We start from the raw sequence: 20286 nt of genomic DNA, 5'->3' as shown, positions 1-20286 counted from the left end.
GCGAGTCAGACGTGCGGGGCGCGGCGCTTGAGGATCACGAGGGCACGTTCACACCAGCGGACGTTCTCGCTCTCCAGGGCGATACCGCCCAGCAGGGTGAGATAGGGGCCGATGCGCTCGGCGTCCCGCAGGTACTCGTCCTCGGTGCGGCCGTCCAGGAGCCGTTCGCGTACCCGCTCGTAGCGGGCAAGCTTTCCGCGGGCCCAGGACAGGCGCTCCTCGAACAGTTCCCTGGTGGCCTCGGGGTCGGTGCCGTCCATGGCCTGGATCTTGATCAGGAACTCGTCGCGGAGGGCGGCCGGCCTGCGGGGCGGTTCGGCGGCGAAGGCGCCGAGCTCCCGGCGGCCGGTCTCGGTGAGCGTGAACAGCCGCTTGTTGGGCCGGCGTTCCTGCTGCACCACCCGCGCCTCGATCAGCCCGTCCTGCGCCAGGCGCTCCAGCTCCCGGTACAGCTGCTGCGGGGTCGCGGGCCAGAAGTTCGCCAGGGAGACGTCGAAGACCTTCGACAGTTCGTAGCCCGAGGCCTCGCCCTCCAGCAGGGCCGCCAGGACGGCGTACTTGAGCGACATGTGGACACGCTAGCAGCAGGTGACTAATCTACTCCACACCTACTCAACAAATTGACTATGGAGGCTCGATGCGGGCGTTCCGAGAAGCGGTGGAGGCGGGCGACCTCGGCGCCGTAGAGGCGTTGCTGGCCGAGGACGTGGTCTTCACGAGTCCGGTGGTGTTCAAGCCGTACGAGGGCAAGGCCATCACGGCGGCGATCCTGGGCGCGGTGGTGAAGGTCTTCGAGGACTTCCGCTATGTGAGCGAGCTGAGCAGCGCGGACGGCCGTGACCATGCGCTGGTGTTCTCGACCCGGGTGGGCGAACGGGCGCTGGACGGCTGCGACTTCATCCATCTCGACGAGGACGGGCTGATCGACCGGCTGATGGTGATGGTCCGTCCGCTGTCGGGTGCGCAGGCTCTGGCGGCGGAGATGGGGGCGCGGTTCGAGGAGATCGCGACGGAGGCGGAGGCGCGGGTCGGCACTCCGTGAGCCGCCTTTCGAGGAAGCTCCGTTCGGCGTCGTTCTCCACCAGCTCCAGTGCCCGCTCGTACGCCTGGGCCGCCTCGGTCGTACGGCCGCTGCGGCGCAGCAGGTCGGCGCGGGTGGCCGGGAGCAGGTGGTAGCCGGAGAGCTCGCCCTCCCGCTCCAGCTCGGCGACCAACTCGAGCCCCGCGTCCGCGCCTTGAGCCATACCGACGGCGACCGCGCGGTTGAGGCGCACCACCGGCGAGGGCACGAAGCGGAGCAGTTCGCCGTACAGGGCGGCGATGTCGGCCCAGTCGGTGTCCGCGGCGGTGGGGGCGGTGGTGTGGCAGGCGGCGATCGCCGCCTGGATCTGGTAAGGGCCCGGACGGCCCCGGCGCAGCGCGGTCTCCAGCAGGCCGGCGCCCTCGTCGATCTCGGCCCGGTCCCATGCCGTACGGTCCTGGTCCTCCAGGGTCACCAGTTCACCGGTCGCGTCCACCCGGGTGTCGCGGCGGGCGTCGTGCAGCAGCAGGAGCGCGAGCAGGCCGAGGGCCTCGGGCTCGTCGGGCATCAGCCGGGCCAGCACCCGGGCCAGCCGGATCGCCTCCGCGCACAGGTTCCGTCGTACGAGATCGGCGCCCGAGGTGGCCGTGTACCCCTCGTTGAAGAGGAGGTACAGCACGCCCAGCACGCCCGTGGTGCGCTCGGGCAGCAGGTGGGCGGGCGGGACGCGGTAGGGGATGCCGGCGTTGCGGATCTTCTTCTTGGCGCGCACCAGGCGCTGCGCCATGGTCGCCTCGGGGACGAGGAAGGCGCGGGCGATCTCCGGGGTGGTCAGCCCCGCGAGGGTGCGCAGGGTCAGGGCGACCCGGGACTCGATGTGCAGCGCGGGGTGGCAGCAGGTGAAGATCAGCCGCAGCCGGTCGTCCTCGACGCCGCTGTCGTCGTCCGGCTCCCCGGGCGCCGTCAGCATCGCCGCCTCCTGCAGTTTCCGGGCTCCGACGGCCTCCCGGCGCAGCACGTCCATGGCGCGGTGACGGGCGGTCGTGGTGAGCCAGGCGCCCGGGCGGCGCGGGACGCCGTCGCGCCGCCACCGGTCGAGGGCCTGGGCGAAGGCGTCCTGCGCGCACTCCTCGGCGAGGTCCCAGTCGCCGGTCACCCGGATCAGGGTGGCGACGACCTGGCCCCACTCCCCCCGGAACGCGGCGGCGACGGCTTCCTCCGGGGTCACTCCCACACGGGCCGCACCTCCACCGAGCCGCCCCCGAGGGCCGCCGGATGCCGGGATGCGAGGGAGATCGCCTCGTCGAGGTCGGCGACCTCGATGATGTCGATGCCGGCGATGTACTCCTTGGACTCGATGAACGGCCCGTCGGTGAGCAGGACCTCGTCGCCCTGGACGCGCACCGTGGTGGCGTCGGAGGCCGGGCGCAGCCGGGCCCCGCCCTTGACGATGTCGCGGCTGCGGACCTCGTCGATGTAGGAGAGGAAGCGCGGGTCCTCGGCGATCTCGGCGGGGCTGAGCTCCTCGCCGTCGACGGGGGTGCAGATCAGCAGGACGTACTTCATGACGTGGCCTCCGTGACGTGCTCGTGGACGATCAGCCAGCGCGGGCCCACGTTGCGGTAGCCGGTGGTGACGCGCTGGAGCGTGCCGTCGGTGCGGACGAGGGCGTGGCCGAAGGCGATGCTCTCGTCGACGTGGATCCGGAACTCCAGGACCTCGCGGGTCACCGGACCCTTCTCCGACCGGATCTTGCGCAGGGCCTCGATGCCCCGGTCCGCCCGGCCGTCCGCGACGACCTGCGCGTCCCGCGCGTAGCAGGCGAGGGTCCGCTCGACGTCCCCGGCGCGTGCCGCGTCCGTCAGTTCGGCGTCCAGGCGCCGGATCTGCCCCTCGGCGTCCTCGTCCTCCCAGAACGGGCGCACCTCCATGGCCCCGACGGTGGCGACGGGGTGCTCGGCGGCGGCCTCGACCGCCTGCTCCAGGCTGTCGCACTCCAGGATGTCGAAGCCCGCGACGTACTCCTTGGTCTCCGCGAACGGCCCGTCGGTGCGCAGCACCTCACCGCCGCGCACCCGCACGGTGACCGCGTCGGCGGGCAGGGCCAAGCGGTGCCCGTGCAGCCGTACGCCACGGTCTCCGAGCTCGTCGACCCAGGGTTCGACGGGGGCCATGTCCGAGGCGTCGTTGGTGTCGTCGCCGCAGACGAGCAGCATGTACTTCATGGATCCTCCCGGTCCTCATGAGCTTCCTACACCCCACCGACGAACGGCACCGGCGCGAATCGACACCGGCACCGAGAAAAATTCGAGGGGCTTCCGGCACGCGGCGCGCCGCTGCCGGGTTCACGGTTGGATGGGGGCATGACCTCCGACGAGCACGCGCGGCTGATGCGGGTCAACCAGGCCACTGGGACGCCCGCACCCCCGTCCACCTCGCCAGCCGGTTCTACGGCCTCGACCAGGACCTCGATCCCGAGCGCTGGTTCGCCGCCTTCGAGTGGGAGGACCTCGGCGACCTCACCGGCCGGGACGTGCTCCACCTCCAGTGCCATCTCGGCACCGAGACCCTCGCGCTGGCCCGCCGCGGTGCCCGGGCGGTGGGGCTCGACTTCTCGGCGGCGTCGGTGGCGGCCGCGCGGAACATCGCGGCGAAGGCGGGCGTCGAGGCCGACTACGTGCGGGCCAATGTGTACGACGCCGTCGAGGCACTGGAGGGACGGCGGTTCGACGTCGTGTACACCGGCAAGGGCGCGCTCTGCTACCTGCCGGACCTGGAGCGCTGGGCCGCGGTGGTCGCCGAACTGCTGCGCCCCGGCGGCCTGTTGTACATCGTCGAGTTCCATCCACTCCTCAACTCCCTGGGCCCGAAGCCCGCTCCGGGAGAGGGGCCGGAGCTCGTGCTGCGCCACGACTACCTCGGCGGCGACGGACCCGTGCACCGGGACGCGACCCACACCTACACCGACGGCCCGGCCGTCGAGGGCGCGACCGAGAGCGTCGAGTGGATGCACGGAATAGGAGAGGTCGTGGGCGCGTTGACAGCGGCGGGACTGGGCGTCCGCCGGCTCCGCGAGAGCGACGAGCTGCCCTGGCCGCGCTGGTCGCGGATGGTGCGTACGCCGTCCGGCTGGTGGCGCCTCCCCGAGCCGCGGATCCCGCTGCTGTACGGACTCCTCGCCACACGCTGAGCCGTCGTGGTACGGTCCTGCTAGCACTTGTGTACGCCCCGTCAGGGCGCCGGTGCCAGTTCTCCTTCTTTCGCCGGTCGGTGTACCGGCTTCTCCACACCACCTCGTCGTTCTCGAGGTGCTGTCTCCCGCCGCCCGAAGGCGCCATGTCCGCCTTCCCACCGTGCGCGGCTCTCCCCTTCCTTCCGCATGTCCCATGCCCTGTGTCCGTGAAAGGACCACCTCATGACCACCACACTCCAGAACCCCCCGACCCAGCAGCAGACCCCGGTCCGGGCCGTCACCGGCGTGCTCGACATCGACGCGAACGGCAAGGGCCATCTCCGCGCCGCCGACCTGCTGCCGACGCCCTCCGACCCCCAGGTCTCCCCCGCGCTCGTCCGTCGACACGGCCTGCGCAAGGGCGACCTCATCGACGGGGTGTACGGCGACCGGCGCGCCCTCACCGAGGTCGCCCGGGTGGGCGGCCGCGTCCCCGACCGGAACCGCCGCCACTTCCGCGACCTGACCCCGCTGCACCCGCGTGAGCGGATCCGCCTCGAACACCCGGCCTCCGGGCTCACCGGGCGGGTCGCCGATCTGATCGCGCCCGTCGGCAAGGGGCAGCGCGGGCTGATCGTGGCGCCGCCCAAGACCGGCAAGACCGTGCTGCTCCAGCAGATCGCGGCGGCCGTCGCCGGCAACCACCCCGAGTGCCGCCTGATGGTGCTTCTCCTCGACGAACGCCCCGAGGAGGTCACCGACATGCGGCGCTCCGTGCGCGGCGAGGTGTACGCCTCGACGTTCGACCGCGCGCCCAGGCAGCACATCGCGCTCGCCGAGCTGGTGATCGAGCGGGCCAAGCGGCTCGTCGAGGCCGGCGAGGACGTCGTGATCCTGCTCGACTCGCTGACCCGGCTGTGCCGGGCCCACAACAACGCCGCTCCCGGCAACGGCCGCACCCTCAGCGGCGGTGTCGACGCGACCGCGCTGATCGGGCCGAAGAAGTTCTTCGGTGCCGCCCGGCTCGCCGAGGAGGGCGGCTCGCTCACCATCCTCGCCACCGCCCTGGTGGAGACCGGTTCGCGTGCCGACGACTTCTACTTCGAGGAGCTCAAGAGCACCGGCAACATGGAGCTGCGCCTGGACCGCGAACTCGCCTCCCGCCGGGTCTTCCCGGCCGTCGCCGTCAACCCCTCCGGCACCCGCCGCGAGGAACTCCTGCTGCCGCCCACCGAGTTGGCGACCGTCCACGGTCTGCGCCGGGCGCTCCAGACCCGGGACGGCCAGGCCAACCTGGAGACCCTCCTGGAGCGGATGCGCGAGACCCCGGACAACGCCACGTTCCTGCGCCGCATCCAGCCGACGCTGCCGGCCTGCTAACCCAGGCGCAGAGCCGCCCACTCCTGCTCGTCGAGATCGAGCAGACGGTCGGCTCGGGCCCGGTCGGGGGCCGTGGGCACGTCGCCGCCGGTCGCGAGGGCCGCGGCGGCCATCACATGGCCCAGGCGCAGCGCGGTCTCCGTGCGGCGGCCTTCGAGGTGGGCCGCGAGATACCCGGCCGCGAAGGCGTCGCCGGCACCGACGCGTTCGACGATCCGTGAGTCGGGCGTGGGGACGAACACCTCCTCACCGGCGGCGGTGTACGCCGTGGCCCCGTGTTCCGCGTCCTTCACGACGACGACCGGGGCGGGGGCCAGCAGGTCGCGGATCTCCTTCGGCCGGGCGGTGCCCCACAGGGCCTCCGCCTCGTCCCGGCCGACGAAGACGATGTCGGCGTGGCGGGCGGGTTCCAGCAGGGCCGTCGCCGGGTCCCGGTGACGCCACAGGGCGGGGCGGTGGTTCACGTCGAAGGAGACGGTCGCGCCGGGAACGGCCCGGCGTACGACGATCTCCGTGACCAGTTCCGCGCAACTGTCCGACAGGGCCGCCGTGATACCGCTGAGGTGCAGCAGCCGGGCCCGGCACGCCGCCGCGAGGTCCGGTCCCATGCGGGTGGCCGCGGAACCCCTGCGGTAGTAGTAGGTGCCGGTGCCCGCCGGGCCGGTGTCCTTGAAGTACACGCCGGTCGGCCGGTCCGGGTCGGTCGCGACCCCGCCGACGTCGACACCCCGGCCCCTGAGTTCGGCCAGGACGCGGCGGCCGAGCGGATCGTCGCCGACGCGGCTGACCCAGGCCACGCGGTGCCCCAGCGCGGCCAGCCCGCAGGCCACGTTGGACTCGGCGCCGCCCACGTCCAGGCGCAGGACGCGCTGGCGTTCCAGGGGCTCCTCGTCGGGCGGGACGAGGACGGCCATGGTCTCGCCGACGCAGACGACATCGGGCGGGGCGTTGTCGCGTGTCCTCACGTGTCGAGCACCCGGTGCAGGAACTGCTGGGTGCGTGCCTCGGCGGGGCTGCCGAACACCTGCTCCGGCGGGCCCTGTTCGAGGACGACCCCGCCGTCCATGAAGACGACCCGGTCGGCGGTGTCCCGCGCGAACCGCATCTCATGGGTGACCACGACCATCGTCATGCCCTCCTCGGCGAGCGAGCGCATGACGCCGGTGACCTCGCCGACCAGCTCCGGGTCGAGCGCGGACGTCGGCTCGTCGAAGAACATGATCGCCGGGTCCATGGCGAGGGCTCGGGCGATGGCGACGCGCTGCTGCTGGCCGCCGGAGAGCTGCGCCGGGTAGGAGTCCGCCTTGTCGGCGAGCCCGACCCGGGCGAGCACCTCGCGTCCGCGCTTCTCCGCCTCCGCCTTGCCGAGCCCCCGCACCTTGAGCAGCGCCAGCGTCACATTGCCGAGGGCTGTCTTGTGCGGGAAGAGGTTGAACTGCTGGAAGACCATGCCGACATGGCCGAAGATCTCGGGCGCGCGCTTGCGGTCGTGCAACGGCACGCCGTTGACCCAGACCTCGCCGCTGTCGGCGCGTTCCAGGTCGCACATGATGCGCAGCAGGGTGGACTTGCCGGAGCCGCTGGCGCCGATGAGGACGACGACCTCTCCGGGTGCGACGTCGATGTCGACGCCCTTGAGGACCTCCAGGTTCCCGAAGCTCTTGTGCACGCCGGTCAGGGCCACGCTCGCGGTCTGCCGGTCGGTGAGGGTACTGGTCATGCGAGGACGGCCTTTCTCTCCATCCGCCGTACCAGGACCGACAGCGGATAGCAGATGACGAAGTACAGGACGGCGACGGCGAGATAGGAGGTGCCGGGGTCACCGACGCGGTCGATGACGGCCTGCCCCTGGCGCACCAGCTCGACGTAGCCGATCACGACGGCGATCGAGGTGTCCTTGATCAGGGAGAGGTACTGGCCGACCAGGGGCGGCAGCACGATCGCACGGGTCTGCGGCAGGATCACGCTCAGGAAGGTCCGCACCCGCCCGAGCCCGAGGACGCGCGAGGCCTCCCACTGACCGCGCGGGACGGCCTCGATGCCGGCGCGGAAGATCTCGGCGATGTAGGCGCCCTGGTAGAGGGTGAGGGCGAGCAGCGCGGCACCGAAGACGGTGATGCCGAAGCCGCTCAGGTAGGCCGCGCCGAAGTAGATGAACAGCATCTGGATCAGCAGCGGGGTGCCCCGGAACACCTCGAGGTAGCCGCGGGCGAGTTGGGCCAGGACCGGGATCCGGCTGGTGCGCACGGCGGCGACGAGCAGTCCGGTGACCGTGGCGGTGACGATGGCCGCGAGGGACAGCTGGACCGTGGCCCACAGTCCGGAGAGGTAGAGGTCGCGGTTGTCGGAGACGATCGACCAGTCCATCAGGCCTCCTTACGGCGCGGAAGGGCCGGCAGCAGCCGTCGTACGTGGTCCAGCGGCCGTGGGCGTACGGCGGCGGGGCGCAGCGGCGGCTTGAAGGCCACCCGGCCCACCAACCCGGCGGCGAACACGACCAGGTTGGTCAGGATCAGGTAGAGGATGGCCGCGATGCCGAAGACCTGGACGGTCAGCAGGGTGCGGGAGTTGATGACCATCGAGGTGCCGGTGAGCTCGGGCACCGAGATCGCCGACAGCAGCGAGGAGCCCAGGATGATCTGGACGAGCTGGTTGACCACGGCCGGGTAGACGTTGCGCAGCGCCTGCGGAAGCACCACGTGGGCGAAGGCACGGGACGGGCTCAACGCCAGGACACGGGCCGCCTCGCGCTGGCCGCGCGGCACGGCCTGGATGCCGGCACGGAAGATCTCGGTGAGGTAGGCGCCGACGTTGACGCCGAGGGCGAACACGCCCGCCTGGACCGGGGTGAGCCGGAGCCCTGCGGACGGGAGCGCGAAGTAGGCGACGAACATCTGGAGCAGGACAGGGGTGTTGCGGATGACCTCGACGTAGACGGCCGCGACCGCCCGCAGCACCCGGTGACGGGATCTGCGGGCGGCGGCGCCGAGCAGGCCGAGGGCGCACGCCAGGGCGAAGGCGGCCAGCGACAGGCGCAGCGTGAGCCAGGCCGCGTCGACGTAGGTGGTCCAGTCCCTCAGGGCGTACGTCCAGTCGGTGAGCATGGGTACTCCTCAACGGGCCGTTCAGTACGAGGGGTTGAGCGGGAAGCTGCGGCTGACGCCGAACCACTTCTTGTAGAGCGCGTCGGCCTGGCCGGAGGTGTTGAACTCGCGCAGCCAGGTGTCGACCCACTGGATCCAGGTGGCGTCGCCGAGCGGGAGGCCGATGCCGTTGTACTCCAGCGGGACGACGGAGTCCTTGGTGACCTTGAGCGAGGGGTCCAGCTTGGCCTGGTAGTTGAGGAAGTTGGAGTCCTCGACCATGGCGTCGGCCTGGCCCTGCCTGACCGCGAGGACGGCAGCGGAGGAGGTGTCGTACTCCTGGATCTTCGCCTGGGGGTTGCCGGCCTTGACGGCGTCGCCGTTGGTGGAGCCCTTGGTGACGGCGACGGTCTTGCCGGTGAGGTCCTTGAGGGTCGAGATGCCGCTGGACTTCTTCACCAGCATGACCTCGCCCGCGACGATGTACGGGTCGCTGAAGGAGACCTGCTTGGCCCGCTCGGCGGTGGTGGTGAAGTTGCAGACGACCGCGTCGACCTTCTTGGTCTGGAGGTTGGGGATGCGGTTGGCGGAGGTCGTGTCGACGATCTTCACCTTGACGCCGAGGGCGGTGGCCATGGCGGTGGCCACGTCGACGTCGAAGCCCTGCGGCTTGTTGGCCTTGCTGGTCGAGCCGAACGGCGGGAACGTCAGACAGCTGGCCACGTTGAGCGTGCCGCGCTTGACGACCTCCTGGAGGGTGGAGGACTGCGCGGCGGAGGACGAGCCGGTCGAGCCGGCGGCGGAGGTGCACGCGGACAGAAGTGCGGCACCGGTCACACTGACACAAATCACCATCAACGGCCGGGTACGGTGGCGAAATCTCATGAGGGGACACCCTTCGGGGGACGGGTTCTGCATTGCAAAACAACGTTTCGTAATGCGTTGCGCAGAAGCTAGCCCTGGGTTTTCGGGACCGTCAACCATTGATTTCAATATGTGATACTGCGTTTTGCTATGCAGCACGTTAGGATGCCCGCATGGTCACCGCCGACGACTCCGCACCCCGCCGCAACGCCTCGTCCTCCCTGCGCCGCGCCCTCGGCATCCTGATGTACCTGGCCGAGGACCGCAGCCATCCGCACGGCGCCACCCTCAGCGACCTCGCCACCGGACTGGAGCTGAGCAAGAGCACCGTCCTCAGGCTCGTCGCCCCGCTCAAGGACGTGCGGCTGGTCGACCAGGACCCGGAGTCCGGCCGCTACCGCCTCGGCCCGCACAACGCGCTGCTCGGCCAGGCCTACCTGGAGCGACGCGACACCCGCCGGATCACCTCCCCCGCCCTGCACCGGCTGGCCGAGGAGAGCGGAGAGACCGTCCATCTGGTGAGCTTCGACCCGCCGGAGATCGTCTACATCGACAAGGTGGAGAGCCCGCGGGCGGTCCGCATGCACTCCCGGATCGGCGGCCGGCTGCCCGCCTACTGCACGGCGACCGGCAAGGTGTTCCTCGCCCACGCCAAGGCGGACGTGGTCGACGCGGTGATGGCGGCGGGCATGCCGGCCCGCACGCCGACCACCATCACCACCCCCGACCAACTGCTCGCCGAACTCGACCGCATCCGGGAGCGCGGATACGCCGTCGACGACGTCGAGAACGAGCAGGACATCCGGTGCGTCGCCGCGCCGGTCCACGACCACACCGGCGCGGTCACCACGGCGGTCAGCATCTCGGGCCCCGCGACCCGGGTCACCCGCGAACGGCTCCCCGAACTGGGCACGCTGCTCATGTCCGCCACCCGCACCATCACCGCGGACCTGGGCGGCACGGCACCGGAGCCCGCACAGGGCTGACACACCGGACGGTGTGCGGCAACCGGGTGCTCGGGGGCGCTCCTCGGCCCGGGCAGCGCGGTGAGAGGCGGGTCCGTTTCTAGCTTTGCGGTATGACAATCGGATTTCCCTCCCGGATGGCCGTCCCGACCTGCGCCCTGTGCATGACGGGCCTGCTGGTGCTCGCCCCCGCCACGGCGGCCGCGCACACGGGCTCCGGACCCGACGCGCCCAGCGGGCCACGCACCACGGCCGTGTCACCCGCCCTCCTCTACGGCTCCGGCACCCAGGTCCGCCCGCACCGCGGCGCACCCCGGCTCCCGGACGTCTCCGCACTGTCGTGGGTGGTGGCCGACGCCCACAGCGGGGAGGTGCTCGCGGCCCACGACGCCCACCGCAAGCTGCCCCCCGCCAGCACGCTCAAGACACTGTTCGCCCTGACCGTGCTGCCGACGCTGCCCGGTGGGCTCCGGCACACGGTCCAGCCGCAGGACCTGGCCGGCATCGGGCCCGGCAGCAGTCTGGTCGGGGTCGCCGAGGGCCGGACCTACCGGGTCGCCGACCTGTGGCGCGGGGTCTTCCTCAACTCCGGCAACGACGCCGTGCACGTCCTCGCGCGGCTCAGCGGCGGCTGGCGCGCGGCGGCCGTCCGGATGCAGGCCAAGGCCAGGGCACTGGGTGCCCGCGACACCCACGTCCGCTCCCCGGACGGCTACGACACCCCGGGCCAGGTCTCCTCGGCGTACGACCTCGCGGTCTTCGGCCGGGCGGGGCTGCGCAACGCCGACTTCGCCCGGTACTGCGGCACCGCAACGGCCACCTTCCCCGGCCGGGGCGGATGGTCGTACGGAATCCAGAACACCAACCGGCTGCTGACCGGCGCCAACGGCGTGGCCCGCTACGACGGGCTGATCGGCATCAAGAACGGCTACACGACCCACGCGGGCAACACGCTCGTGGCCGCCGCCCGCCGGGGCGACCGCACCCTCGTCGTCACGGTGATGAACCCGCAGTCCGGCGGCGGCTTCACGGTCTACGAGGAGGCGCGGGACCTGCTCGACTGGGGGTTCGCGGCGGGCGGGCGGGTCGATCCGGTGGGCTCCCTGGACGCGCTGCGGGTACGGCCCAGGCCGGGGCCCGAGGCCGTGCCGGTCGCGGCGGCCGTGTCACCGCGGGCCGAGGGGCCCGGCTGGCTGGAGACCTGGGCCATCCTGGCCGCGGCCGGGCTCGGGGCGGGCTCGACGGCTCTGGCGCTGCGGTCCCGGTTCGGGCGGTCGGCCCGGGGCTGACCGGCCGGCAGCCACAGCAGCAGACCGAGGGTGATCCACGTGTACGTGTCGCTGCCGAGGAAGCCGTCGACGCCGGACGCGTCGTCGAACCACAGCCACACCAGGCTGGTGCACAGCACGGCGTACAGGGCGCCCGCGATCCGCGGGTGCCCCGCGCGCACCAGGACCGCGAACGAGGGCAGCAGCCACACCAGATGGTGGACCCAGGTGATCGGGCTGACGAGGCAGGCGGTCAGTCCGGTCAGTGCGAACGCGGCCGTCCAGTCCCGCGCCGCCGCGGCCCGCCGGGCCCGTACGGCCCACACGCCCAGGGTCAGCAGCACGGTCACCGCCCACACCGCGCGGTCCGTCTCGCCGAGCCGGGCCAGGACGCCCTGCAGCGACTGGTTGGAGACGTAGTCCAGGCGGCCCACCCTGGTCGTGTCCCACATCGCGTCGGTCCAGTAGAAACGCGAGGCGTCCGGGGCCACGACGGCCGCGAACCCCGTCGCCGCCAGGGCCACCCCCGTGGCGACCGCCGCCGGGCGCCGGCGCCCGGCGACCAGGAGCAGACCGATGAAGAGGGCCGGTGTGAGCTTCACGGCGGCGGCCAGACCGATCCCGATGCCGGCCAGGCGTTCCCGGCCGGTCGCGAGCAGCCAGGCGTCGACGAGGACGAGGGCCAGCAGCAGGAGGTTCACCTGGCCGAAGCTGAAGGTGTCGCGCAGCGGTTCGAACAGCGCGAGCGCGCAGGCGCCCAGCGCGCAGCCGTACCAGCCGTACCGCCGCCAGGCCCGGCCGGTGAGGAGGCGCACGACCACGGCCAGCGCGGCCAGGTTGAGCAGCAGGCCGACGGCGATCGCGGTGCGCAGTCCGAGCAGGGCCATCGGCAGCATGGCGACGGCGGCGAACGGCGGGTAGGTGAAGCCGTACGGCGTCCCCGGCACCCGGTAGTCGTAGAGCCGTCCGTCGTGGTGGATCCAGGTGTCGACGGCTCCGTGGTAGACGCGCAGGTCGAACCAGTCGCGCAGGAGCGGCACGGTTGCCGTGAACACGGTGACCGCGACGGCGAGGGCCAGGACCAGCGCCAGCCGACCGCGGTCCGTGGCCGGCGCCCTCATGCCGGGTGTCCCGTCGCCGCCGTACGCGCGGTCTGGTGGGCCTGGACGAGCACGACCAGGGCGAGCACACCGCCCGAGACGGCCAGGACCAGTTGGCCGCCGTCGGCCGGGCCGCCGCTCGGCAGGGTGGCGAGGGCGAGCACTCCCGTCACGGCGGCCACCCGGTGCCGTACCGAGGCGCTGGGCGCGGCGGCAGCTATGAGGAACAGTCCCCACAGGGCGTACCAGGGGCGGATCGCGGGGCCGAGGGCGGCGACGGTGGCGAGGCTCAGGCCGAGGGCGTAGACGGGCCGGGGGCGAAGACGCAGCCATATGCAGGCGATGACGGCGACCGCCAGGACGACGCCGAGGGCGTGCCAGGCCGGTACGGCCAGCGGGGCCAGGTCGCTGCCGAGCCGCTTGAGCAGGGCCGCGGTGGCGCGGCCGAGGAGGCTGGTCAGGGCCCAGTTGCCGGTGGAGACGGGGGTGCCCAGGGCGCCCATCCAGCCGTAGCCGGTGCCCGCCACGGCCGTCGCGGCGACCGTGGTGGCGGCGGCCGACGCGGCGGCCGTCCCCACGGCTCTCGCCGGATGGTCGCCGGCCTGGATCCGCAGGACGACGATCGCCGCGAGCCCGAGCACGGCGGGTGCCTTGACCAGTGCGGCGAGCGTCACGAGGACGGCGCCCAGGATCGGCCGCCGGCCCAGCGCGGCGACCAGGCCGAGGCCGAGCAGACCGAGCATGACGGCGTCGTTGTGGGCGCCCGCGACCAGGTGGAGCAGCACGAGCGGGTTGAGGGCGCCGAGCCAGAGCGCGGCGGCCGGGTCGGCGCCGCTGTGCCGGGCGAGCCGGGGCAGGGCTGCCGCCATGAGCGCCACCCCGAGCAGGGCGACGAGGCGCATCCCGAACAGACCGGCGGGGAGCTCACCGCGGGACGCCTTCACGAGGGCGGAGGCCAGGCCGAGGAACACGGGCCCGTACGGGGCGGCCGTGTCGCGCCACACGGGGGCGACCTCGTCGGCGAGGGGGCCGCCGAGGAGGGCGGGGCCGTGGGTGTAGACGTCCATGTGGGCGTCGGCCATGGCGCCTTGGGCGAGGTAGCTGTAGACGTCCCGGCTGAACAGGGGCGGCGCGAGCAGCAGCGGGGCCGACCAGAGGACGAGGACGGCCATGAGCTCACGGGTGCCGGGCCGCGTCGCGGGGTCGCGGACCAGGCGGCCGAGCAGCAGCCAGGCCGCGATCAGGAGCACGACACCGAAGTAGGCGCCCACCAGGCCCAGTGCCGCTTGCGGCGAGGCCGGTTGGAGGAGTTCGCGTACGGGGAGGGCTCCCGCGGTCTCACCACCCGCGGCGAGGAACGCGGTGCCGACCAGACCGAGGATCTGGCAGCGGCGAAGATCGACGGAAACGTTGGCCAACACATCGGCAGCGTGACAGTGCCGGGTGGCTGGAAGGCGACCTGGCGGAGACCGGGGTGTGACCGCTGCGTGGTCGGGTGCCCCCGCTAGAAGACCGAGAGACCCGTCAGCGTGGTGAACCTGTCCAGGGCCGCCACTCCCGCCACCGAGTTGCCGCGCTCGTCCAGACCCGGGCTCCACACGCACAGCGTGCAGCGGCCCGGCACCACCGCGATGACGCCCCCGCCCACACCGCTCTTCCCGGGCAGGCCCACCCGGTAGGCGAAGTCGCCCGCCGCGTCGTACGTCCCGCAGGTCAGCATGATCGCGTTGATCTGCTTGGCCTGGCTCTGGGTGAGGAGGCGGGTGCCGTCGGCCCGGATGCCGTGGCGGGCCAGGAAGCCGGTGGCGAGGGCCAGGTCGGCGCAGGACGCCCGGATCGAGCACTGGCGGAAGTACTGGTCGAGCAGGGCGGGGATGTCGTTGTCGATGTTGCCGTACGCGGCCATGAAGTGGGCCAGCGCCGCGTTGCGGTCACCGTGCGCCGACTCGGAGGCGGCGACCTCCTCGTCGAAGCCCAGCTCCGGGTTGCCGCTCTCCTCGCGCAGGAAGGACAGCAGTGCGCCCGCCGCGTCTCCGGTACGGCTGTGCAGGCGGTCGGTGACGACGAGGGCGCCCGCGTTGATGAACGGGTTGCGCGGGATGCCGTTCTCGTACTCCAGCTGCACCAGGGAGTTGAAGGGGTTGCCGGAGGGCTCCCGGCCCACGTGCTCCCAGAGTTCGTCGCCCTCGCGGGCCAGGTCCAGCGCGAGGGTGAAGACCTTGGTGATGGACTGCGTGGAGAACGGCTCCCGCCAGTCCCCGACCCCGTACACCGTGCCGTCCAGCTCCGCGACGGCCATGCCGAAACTGCGCGGGTCGCAGGCGGCGAGCGCGGGAATGTAGTCGGCGGCGCGGCCGCGGACGGGGGTGCGGGAGATCTCCTCGGCGATGCGCTCCAGGACCGGCTGGAAGGTCAGCGACGACGTCGTTGTCATGATCACTATTGTGCCTCCGGGTCGGTCCTGGTGCGGATCACGGCTGGTGCGGGCCGTCAGGCCCCGGCCGTCCCGCTGCCCGCGAGGATCTCCGGCCGCAGCAGGTCGGCCAGTGTCTCGGCGGGCAACAGGCCCTTCTCCAGGACGAGTTCGGCGACGCCGCGGCCCGTGGCGAGGGCCTCCTTGGCGATGTCGGTGGCGGCCGTGTAGCCGATGTGCGGGTTGAGGGCGGTGACCAGGCCGATGGAGTTCTCGACGGTCCGGCGCAGCACCTCGGTGTTGGCGGTGATGCCGTCCACGCAGCGCTCGGCGAGCGTCAGGCAGGCGGCCCGCAGGTGGGTGATCGACTCGGAGAGGGAGTGCAGGATGATCGGCTCGAAGGCGTTCAGCTGGAGCTGTCCGGCCTCCGCCGCCATCGTGATGGCGACGTCGTTGCCGATGACCTCGAAGGCGACCTGGTTGACGACCTCGGGGATCACCGGGTTGACCTTGCCGGGCATGATCGACGAACCGGCCTGTACCGGCGGCAGGTTGATCTCGCCGAGACCGGCCCGCGGACCGGACGACAGCAGCCGCAGGTCGTTGCAGCTCTTGCTCAGCTTGACCGCGATCCGCTTCAGTACGCCGGACATCTGGACGAACGCCCCGCAGTCCTGGGTCGCCTCGACCAGGTTGGCGGCGGTGACCAGGGGCAGCCCGGTGATCGCGGCGAGGTGGCGGCGGGCCGACTCGGCGTATCCGGCCGGAGCGTTGAGTCCGGTGCCGATGGCCGTGGCCCCCAGGTTGATCTCATGGATCAACTCGACGGCCTCGTCAAGACGGGACCGGTCCTCGTCCATCATGACGGCATAGGCCGAGAACTCTTGACCGAGCGTCATGGGCACCGCGTCCTGCAACTGTGTACGGCCCATCTTGAGCACATCGCGGAACTCGACGGCCTTGCGGGCGAACGAGTCCTGCAGTACAGCCATCGCCTTGAGCAGTCCATGTACCGCGAAGACCGTCGCGATCTTGACTGCGGTCGGGTAGACGTCATTGGTCGACTGCCCCAGGTTGACGTCCTCGTTGGGGTGCAGGAACGAGTACTGCCCCTTCTCGTGCCCCAGCAGTTCCAGCGCCCGGTTGGCGATGACCTCGTTGGCGTTCATGTTGGTCGAGGTGCCGGCCCCGCCCTGGATCACGTCGACCACGAACTGGTCGTGCAGCTTGCCGTCCCGGATCTCCCGGCAGGCCTCGACGATCGCGGCCGCCTTCCTCGGCTCCAGCAGTCCGAGCTCCTCGTTGGCCAGCGCGGCGGCCTCCTTGACGGCGGCGAGGGCGTCGATCAGATGGGGATAGGCCGAGATCGGGGTGCCGGTGATGGGGAAGTTCTCGGTGGCGCGCAGGGTGTGAACACCCCAGTAGGCGTCGGCGGGTACGTCCCGATCACCCAGCAGGTCGTGCTCGCGGCGGCTGACGGCGGCGGTCATGAGGGTATGGGTCCTTCTTCCAGGAGGGTTCAGGTGAGGTTTTTCAGGGGCGCGGGGCTGTTTCGATGTGCGGCTCCGCCGCGTGGGCGCGACCAGCCACGTACGGCCCGCGGCCGCCGGACGACAGGCAGGGGCAGACTCTTAGGCGCAAGCCGCTTCGGCAACGGGCTCCAGCGAACGAACCGGCCGCACCTGCCCGACCTCACGGCCGCCCCCGAGCAACGCCTCCCCCTGGAACTCCGTGAGCAGATCCGCCGAGACCCCGGCACGGGCGAGCGCCGCCGCGGCGACCGGCACCCGCGCCCGGTTCGCCCCGTCGGAGATCTTCACGGCGACCGCCCGCCCGTCGGGAAGGGCCGCGACCTCGACACCTTCGAAGCCGTCCTTGGCGAGCAGCCCCGGCACCGCCTTCATCAGCGCGGCCACGTCCCGACCCGCCCCGGACGCCATCTCCGCGTGCGCGCGCATCGCGTCGGCCACCCGGGCCTCGGGAGTACCGGGAGCGGCAGACGTGATCCGGGCGGCGGCCCTCGCCAGACCGTGCAGGGACACCGAGAACAGCGGCGCGCCGCAGCCGTCGACGGTCACGCGCGCGATCCGCTGTCCGGTGAGGTCCTCGACGATCTCGGCGATCGCCTGCTGGAGCGGGTGCGCGGGGTCGAGGTAGCCCTCCAGGGGCCAGTCGTTGAGCACGCACGTGTACAGCATCGCCGCGTGCTTCCCGGAGCAGTTCTGCGCGAGCCGGGACGGTCCGCGCCCCTGCCGGATCCACTCGTCGCGCACCTCGGACCCGAACGGCATGTCCGGGACGTTGCGCAGGGCGTCCTCGGAGACCCCCGCGAGTTCCAGGATCCGCCGCGCCCCGTCGAGGTGGCGTTCCTCGCCGGAGTGGCTGGCCGCGGCGAGCGAGAGGAGCTCGCCGTCGAGGGGCAGCCCGGCCCGGACCATGGCGACGGCCTGGACCGGCTTGAGCGCGGACCGCGGATAGAACGCGGCCTCGATGTCGCCGAGTTGGAAGCGGACGTCCCCGTCGCGGCCGAGGACCACGACGGAGCCGTAGTGGGTGCCCTCGATCAGGCCACCGCGGATGAGGTGGGCGACCGGGGCGTGGAGGGGTTCACGGACCAGGGGTGCGGCCGCGACGGAACTGCTGTACATCACTTCCTGCTTCTCCGGGCGACGTCACGCGGGTCGCGCGTGCGTGCCGGTTGGTTCGGACTCGGATTGCGCGCGAGCGATCACGCGCCTGTCGATTCGGTGCTGCCGGCCGCCCGGGCGACCCGGCCCCGGACCGCGTACCAGCCGGCGACCAGGGCCGCGACGATCAGCGGGAGACACAGCACGGTGGTGCGGCCGGCGCCCCCGTCGGCGTACATGAGGACCAGGACGGAGGCGAGGAAGGCCAGCGTCACGAGTTCGGTCCACGGGGAGCCCGGCAGTCGGTAGCCGGGGCGGGTCAGGTCGCCCTTCTCGGCCTTCTGCCAGAAGAGCAGGTGACAGATCATGATCATGCCCCAGGTGGCGAGGATGCCGATGGCGGCGAAGTTCAGCACGATCTCGAACGCGTCGGCGGGGACGACGTAGTTCAGGCCGACGCCGAGGACGCAGATGCCGCTGGTGAGGAGGATGCCGCCGTAGGGGACCTGGCTGCGGCTCATCACCGAGGTGAACTTCGGGGCCGAGCCGGACATGGCCATGGAGCGCAGGATGCGGCCGGTGGAGTACAGGCCGGAGTTGAGCGAGGACATGGCCGCGGTGAGGACGACGAGGTTCATCACGCCGCCCGCCGCCGGGATGCCGATGTTGGACAGGACGGTCACGAAGGGGCTCTCGCCGGCCGTGTACTTGTTCCACGGCAGGAGCATCGAGAGCAGGACGACCGAGCCGACGTAGAAGAGGCCCACGCGCCACATGATCGAGTTGATCGCCTTGGGCATGATCTTCTCGGGGTTCTCGGTCTCGCCGGCGGCGACGCCGACCAGTTCTACGGAGGCGTAGGCGAAGACGACGCCCTGGATGATCAGCAGCATGGGCAGCAGGCCGTTGGGGAAGACGCCGCCGTTGTCGGTGATCAGGGCCGGGCCGGGGTGGTGGCCGTCGATGGGGTGCTGGGTGGCCAGCAGGAAGATGCCGATCAGCAGGAACGCCACGAGCGCGCCCACCTTGATGATGGCGAACCAGAACTCCAGCTCGCCGAACATCTTCACGGAGATGAGGTTCACCGTGAGGACGACCGCGAGGGCGATGAGCGCCAGCACCCACTGCGGGATGTCGGCGAACATGCCCCAGTAGTGGGTGTAGAGGGCCACGGCGGTGATGTCGGCGATGCCGGTGGTGGCCCAGTTCAGGAAGTACATCCAGCCGGCGACGTACGCGCCCTTCTCGCCGAGGAACTCCCGGGCGTAGGACACGAAGGCGCCGGACGAGGGCCGGTAGAGGACCAGTTCGCCCAGTGCGCGGACCACGAGGAAGGCGAAGACGCCGCAGACCGCGTAGGCGATGAACAGGGAGGGGCCGGCATCGGCGAGGCGGCCGCCGGCGCCGAGGAAGAGGCCGGTGCCGATCGCGCCACCGATGGCGATCATGTTGACGTGCCGGGACTTCAGCGACTTGCTGTAGCCCTCGTCTCCGGCGTCGACATGGCCGGAACGTTTCCGCACATCGTCGTGCAGGCTCTGCTCGCTCACGCCTGGGGTTCGCTTTCCGTGGAGGGGTCCGCATCCGTGCGCGGGGAACGCACGATGTCGGTGAGGGTGGTCTCGACGCGGTCGAGGTGATGGGACATCGCCTCGACCGCGTCGTGCTCGGAACCGTCGATCAGCGCCTCGACGATCGCGCGGTGCTCGCGGTTGGACTGCTCGCGGCGGCCGCCCAGTTCGTTGAGGAAGGCCGACTGACGCGCCAGTGCGTCCCGGATCTCCTCGATGACCCGGCGGAAGACCGGGTTCTGGGCGGCCTCGGCCACGGCGAGGTGGAAGAGGGTGTCCATCGCGACCCAGGCGGTGGTGTCCGTCTCCCGCTCCATCCGGTCCAGGAGGTGGGCCAGGTGGTCGAGGTTCTCCGGGGTGCGGCGGGTGGCCGCGTACCCGGCGACGGGGATCTCGACGTGCCGGCGGACCTCCAGGAGGTCGCTGGCCGCGTAGTCGCCGAAGGTGGGGTCCTCCACCGCGTTGGCCACCACGAAGGTGCCCTTGCCGGTCTTGGAGACGGTCAGGCCCATGGTCTGCAGGGCCCTGAGGGCCTCGCGCAGGACGGGCCGGCTGATCTCCAGGGTGCGGCAGAGCTCCGCCTCGGAGGGGAGCTTGTCGCCGATGGCGTACTCCCCGCGCTCGATGGCGCCACGCAGATGCGCCAGCACCGCCTCCATGGCGCTGATGCGCCGCGGGGGTTGTGGCTGACTGGCTGTCCGGCTGTCTGACAGGTTCACGGGAGAGATACTCCGGGCGGCGGGAGGGTGCTGTCAAGGGGGTGGACGGGGTGGGGGTGGGAGCATCCCGCGAGGGACGGGCCTCCTCGCATCCGTGGCAGTC

General features: G+C 71.7%; 18 protein-coding genes and 3 pseudogenes. 5 read left to right on the top strand and 16 right to left on the bottom strand.

Annotated features, from left to right (window positions below):
* Window positions 1-5: 5 nt before the first annotated feature.
* On the bottom strand, window positions 6-569 hold the full coding sequence (locus tag OHN19_RS39930) for a PadR family transcriptional regulator (RefSeq protein WP_330268887.1): 564 nt from the start codon (window positions 567-569) through the stop codon (window positions 6-8).
* Between the two features lie 68 nt (window positions 570-637).
* On the opposite strand from OHN19_RS39930, the pseudogene OHN19_RS39925 reads away from it, so the two are divergent.
* A pseudogene (locus OHN19_RS39925) lies at window positions 638-868 on the top strand (nuclear transport factor 2 family protein); the annotation flags it as partial.
* Window positions 869-896: 28 nt separating this feature from the next.
* Here the strand turns inward: OHN19_RS39925 and OHN19_RS39920 are convergent.
* From OHN19_RS39920 to OHN19_RS39910, 3 genes are read right to left on the bottom strand one after another with little or no spacing between them, the layout of a single operon-like run.
* Window positions 897-2249: an RNA polymerase sigma factor gene (locus tag OHN19_RS39920; protein ID WP_330269822.1), complete on the bottom strand. Its 1353-nt coding sequence runs from the start codon at window positions 2247-2249 to the stop codon at window positions 897-899.
* Window positions 2246-2587: a YciI family protein gene (locus OHN19_RS39915; protein WP_330268886.1), complete on the bottom strand. Its 342-nt coding sequence runs from the start codon at window positions 2585-2587 to the stop codon at window positions 2246-2248. The genes OHN19_RS39920 and OHN19_RS39915 overlap by 4 nt, the downstream gene beginning before the upstream one ends.
* Window positions 2584-3246, bottom strand: coding sequence for a YciI family protein (locus OHN19_RS39910; RefSeq protein WP_330268885.1), 663 nt, complete (start codon window positions 3244-3246; stop codon window positions 2584-2586). Before OHN19_RS39910 ends, OHN19_RS39915 begins: the two co-directional genes overlap by 4 nt.
* A 138-nt stretch (window positions 3247-3384) precedes the next feature.
* Between OHN19_RS39910 and OHN19_RS39905 the strand changes: the two are divergent.
* Both OHN19_RS39905 and rho read left to right on the top strand, forming a co-directional pair.
* A pseudogene (locus tag OHN19_RS39905) lies at window positions 3385-4211 on the top strand (class I SAM-dependent methyltransferase).
* Window positions 4212-4436: 225 nt separating this feature from the next.
* Window positions 4437-5573: a transcription termination factor Rho gene (gene rho, locus OHN19_RS39900; RefSeq protein ID WP_330268884.1), complete on the top strand. Its 1137-nt coding sequence runs from the start codon at window positions 4437-4439 to the stop codon at window positions 5571-5573.
* Here the strand turns inward: rho and OHN19_RS39895 are convergent.
* The 5 genes from OHN19_RS39895 to OHN19_RS39875 are packed head-to-tail and all read right to left on the bottom strand — an operon-like array spanning window position 5570 to window position 9493.
* On the bottom strand, window positions 5570-6487 hold the full coding sequence (locus OHN19_RS39895; protein ID WP_419249588.1) for a sugar kinase: 918 nt from the start codon (window positions 6485-6487) through the stop codon (window positions 5570-5572). The genes rho and OHN19_RS39895 overlap by 4 nt on opposite strands.
* A gap of 47 nt (window positions 6488-6534) precedes the next feature.
* Window positions 6535-7293, bottom strand: coding sequence for an amino acid ABC transporter ATP-binding protein (locus tag OHN19_RS39890; protein WP_330268882.1), 759 nt, complete (start codon window positions 7291-7293; stop codon window positions 6535-6537).
* Entirely contained in the window at window positions 7290-7940 is a 651-nt protein-coding gene (locus tag OHN19_RS39885) for an amino acid ABC transporter permease (RefSeq protein ID WP_330268881.1), read from the bottom strand. The genes OHN19_RS39890 and OHN19_RS39885 overlap by 4 nt, the downstream gene beginning before the upstream one ends.
* On the bottom strand, window positions 7940-8677 hold the full coding sequence (locus OHN19_RS39880; RefSeq protein WP_330268880.1) for an amino acid ABC transporter permease: 738 nt from the start codon (window positions 8675-8677) through the stop codon (window positions 7940-7942). Before OHN19_RS39880 ends, OHN19_RS39885 begins: the two co-directional genes overlap by 1 nt.
* Window positions 8678-8698: 21 nt before the next feature.
* Window positions 8699-9493, bottom strand: a complete 795-nt coding sequence (locus tag OHN19_RS39875) for a transporter substrate-binding domain-containing protein (protein WP_330268879.1) — start codon at window positions 9491-9493, stop codon at window positions 8699-8701.
* A 200-nt stretch (window positions 9494-9693) separates the two neighbouring features.
* Here OHN19_RS39875 and OHN19_RS39870 point away from each other — a divergent pair, with 200 nt between their 5' ends.
* Window positions 9694-10506 (top strand): IclR family transcriptional regulator, encoded by an 813-nt coding sequence (locus OHN19_RS39870; protein WP_330268878.1) that lies wholly within the window; start codon window positions 9694-9696, stop codon window positions 10504-10506.
* 92 nt (window positions 10507-10598) lie between these two features.
* Window positions 10599-11435, top strand: a pseudogene (locus OHN19_RS39865) (D-alanyl-D-alanine carboxypeptidase family protein); the annotation flags it as partial.
* Between the two features lie 83 nt (window positions 11436-11518).
* On the opposite strand, the gene OHN19_RS39860 reads toward OHN19_RS39865, so the two are convergent.
* The 7 genes from OHN19_RS39860 to OHN19_RS39830 form a co-directional block, all read right to left on the bottom strand.
* Window positions 11519-12874 (bottom strand): glycosyltransferase 87 family protein, encoded by a 1356-nt coding sequence (locus tag OHN19_RS39860; RefSeq protein WP_330268877.1) that lies wholly within the window; start codon window positions 12872-12874, stop codon window positions 11519-11521.
* A complete protein-coding gene (gene mptB / locus OHN19_RS39855) occupies window positions 12871-14274 on the bottom strand; it encodes a polyprenol phosphomannose-dependent alpha 1,6 mannosyltransferase MptB (protein WP_330268876.1) in 1404 nt (467 codons plus the stop codon). The genes OHN19_RS39860 and mptB overlap by 4 nt, the downstream gene beginning before the upstream one ends.
* Before the next feature lie 83 nt (window positions 14275-14357).
* Window positions 14358-15287 carry a glutaminase gene (locus OHN19_RS39850; RefSeq protein ID WP_330268875.1) on the bottom strand — a complete coding sequence of 310 codons (930 nt, stop codon included), beginning with the start codon at window positions 15285-15287 and terminating at the stop codon, window positions 14358-14360.
* Window positions 15288-15343: 56 nt separating this feature from the next.
* A complete protein-coding gene (gene aspA / locus OHN19_RS39845) occupies window positions 15344-16756 on the bottom strand; it encodes an aspartate ammonia-lyase (protein ID WP_330268874.1) in 1413 nt (470 codons plus the stop codon).
* Window positions 16757-16897: 141 nt separating this feature from the next.
* Window positions 16898-17914 carry an asparaginase gene (locus OHN19_RS39840; protein ID WP_330268873.1) on the bottom strand — a complete coding sequence of 339 codons (1017 nt, stop codon included), beginning with the start codon at window positions 17912-17914 and terminating at the stop codon, window positions 16898-16900.
* A gap of 80 nt (window positions 17915-17994) precedes the next feature.
* Window positions 17995-19443, bottom strand: coding sequence for an amino acid permease (locus OHN19_RS39835; RefSeq protein ID WP_330268872.1), 1449 nt, complete (start codon window positions 19441-19443; stop codon window positions 17995-17997).
* On the bottom strand, window positions 19440-20123 hold the full coding sequence (locus tag OHN19_RS39830) for a FadR/GntR family transcriptional regulator (RefSeq protein ID WP_330269821.1): 684 nt from the start codon (window positions 20121-20123) through the stop codon (window positions 19440-19442). The genes OHN19_RS39835 and OHN19_RS39830 overlap by 4 nt, the downstream gene beginning before the upstream one ends.
* Window positions 20124-20286: the final 163 nt, after the last annotated feature.

The organism is Streptomyces griseorubiginosus (assembly GCF_036345115.1).
GTDB lineage: Bacteria > Actinomycetota > Actinomycetes > Streptomycetales > Streptomycetaceae > Streptomyces > Streptomyces griseorubiginosus_C.
Note: the sequence above shows the minus strand (reverse complement) of the source record. Positions and strands in the feature narration are given on the sequence as shown.

Excerpts from the sequence above, each read along its gene's own strand:
- OHN19_RS39930 (WP_330268887.1), bottom strand. The coding sequence starts at position 569 with ATGTCGCTCAAGTACGCCGTCCTGGCGGCCCTGCTGGAGGGCGAGGCC.
- OHN19_RS39915 (WP_330268886.1), bottom strand. The coding sequence starts at position 2,587 with ATGAAGTACGTCCTGCTGATCTGCACCCCCGTCGACGGCGAGGAGCTC.
- OHN19_RS39910 (WP_330268885.1), bottom strand. The coding sequence starts at position 3,246 with ATGAAGTACATGCTGCTCGTCTGCGGCGACGACACCAACGACGCCTCG.
- rho (WP_330268884.1), top strand. The coding sequence starts at position 4,437 with ATGACCACCACACTCCAGAACCCCCCGACCCAGCAGCAGACCCCGGTC.
- OHN19_RS39895 (WP_419249588.1), bottom strand. The coding sequence starts at position 6,487 with ATGGCCGTCCTCGTCCCGCCCGACGAGGAGCCCCTGGAACGCCAGCGC.
- OHN19_RS39890 (WP_330268882.1), bottom strand. The coding sequence starts at position 7,293 with ATGACCAGTACCCTCACCGACCGGCAGACCGCGAGCGTGGCCCTGACC.
- OHN19_RS39885 (WP_330268881.1), bottom strand. The coding sequence starts at position 7,940 with ATGGACTGGTCGATCGTCTCCGACAACCGCGACCTCTACCTCTCCGGA.
- OHN19_RS39880 (WP_330268880.1), bottom strand. The coding sequence starts at position 8,677 with ATGCTCACCGACTGGACGTACGCCCTGAGGGACTGGACCACCTACGTC.
- OHN19_RS39870 (WP_330268878.1), top strand. The coding sequence starts at position 9,694 with ATGGTCACCGCCGACGACTCCGCACCCCGCCGCAACGCCTCGTCCTCC.
- OHN19_RS39860 (WP_330268877.1), bottom strand. The coding sequence starts at position 12,874 with ATGAGGGCGCCGGCCACGGACCGCGGTCGGCTGGCGCTGGTCCTGGCC.
- OHN19_RS39850 (WP_330268875.1), bottom strand. The coding sequence starts at position 15,287 with ATGACAACGACGTCGTCGCTGACCTTCCAGCCGGTCCTGGAGCGCATC.
- aspA (WP_330268874.1), bottom strand. The coding sequence starts at position 16,756 with ATGACCGCCGCCGTCAGCCGCCGCGAGCACGACCTGCTGGGTGATCGG.
- OHN19_RS39840 (WP_330268873.1), bottom strand. The coding sequence starts at position 17,914 with ATGTACAGCAGTTCCGTCGCGGCCGCACCCCTGGTCCGTGAACCCCTC.
- OHN19_RS39830 (WP_330269821.1), bottom strand. The coding sequence starts at position 20,123 with ATGGAGGCGGTGCTGGCGCATCTGCGTGGCGCCATCGAGCGCGGGGAG.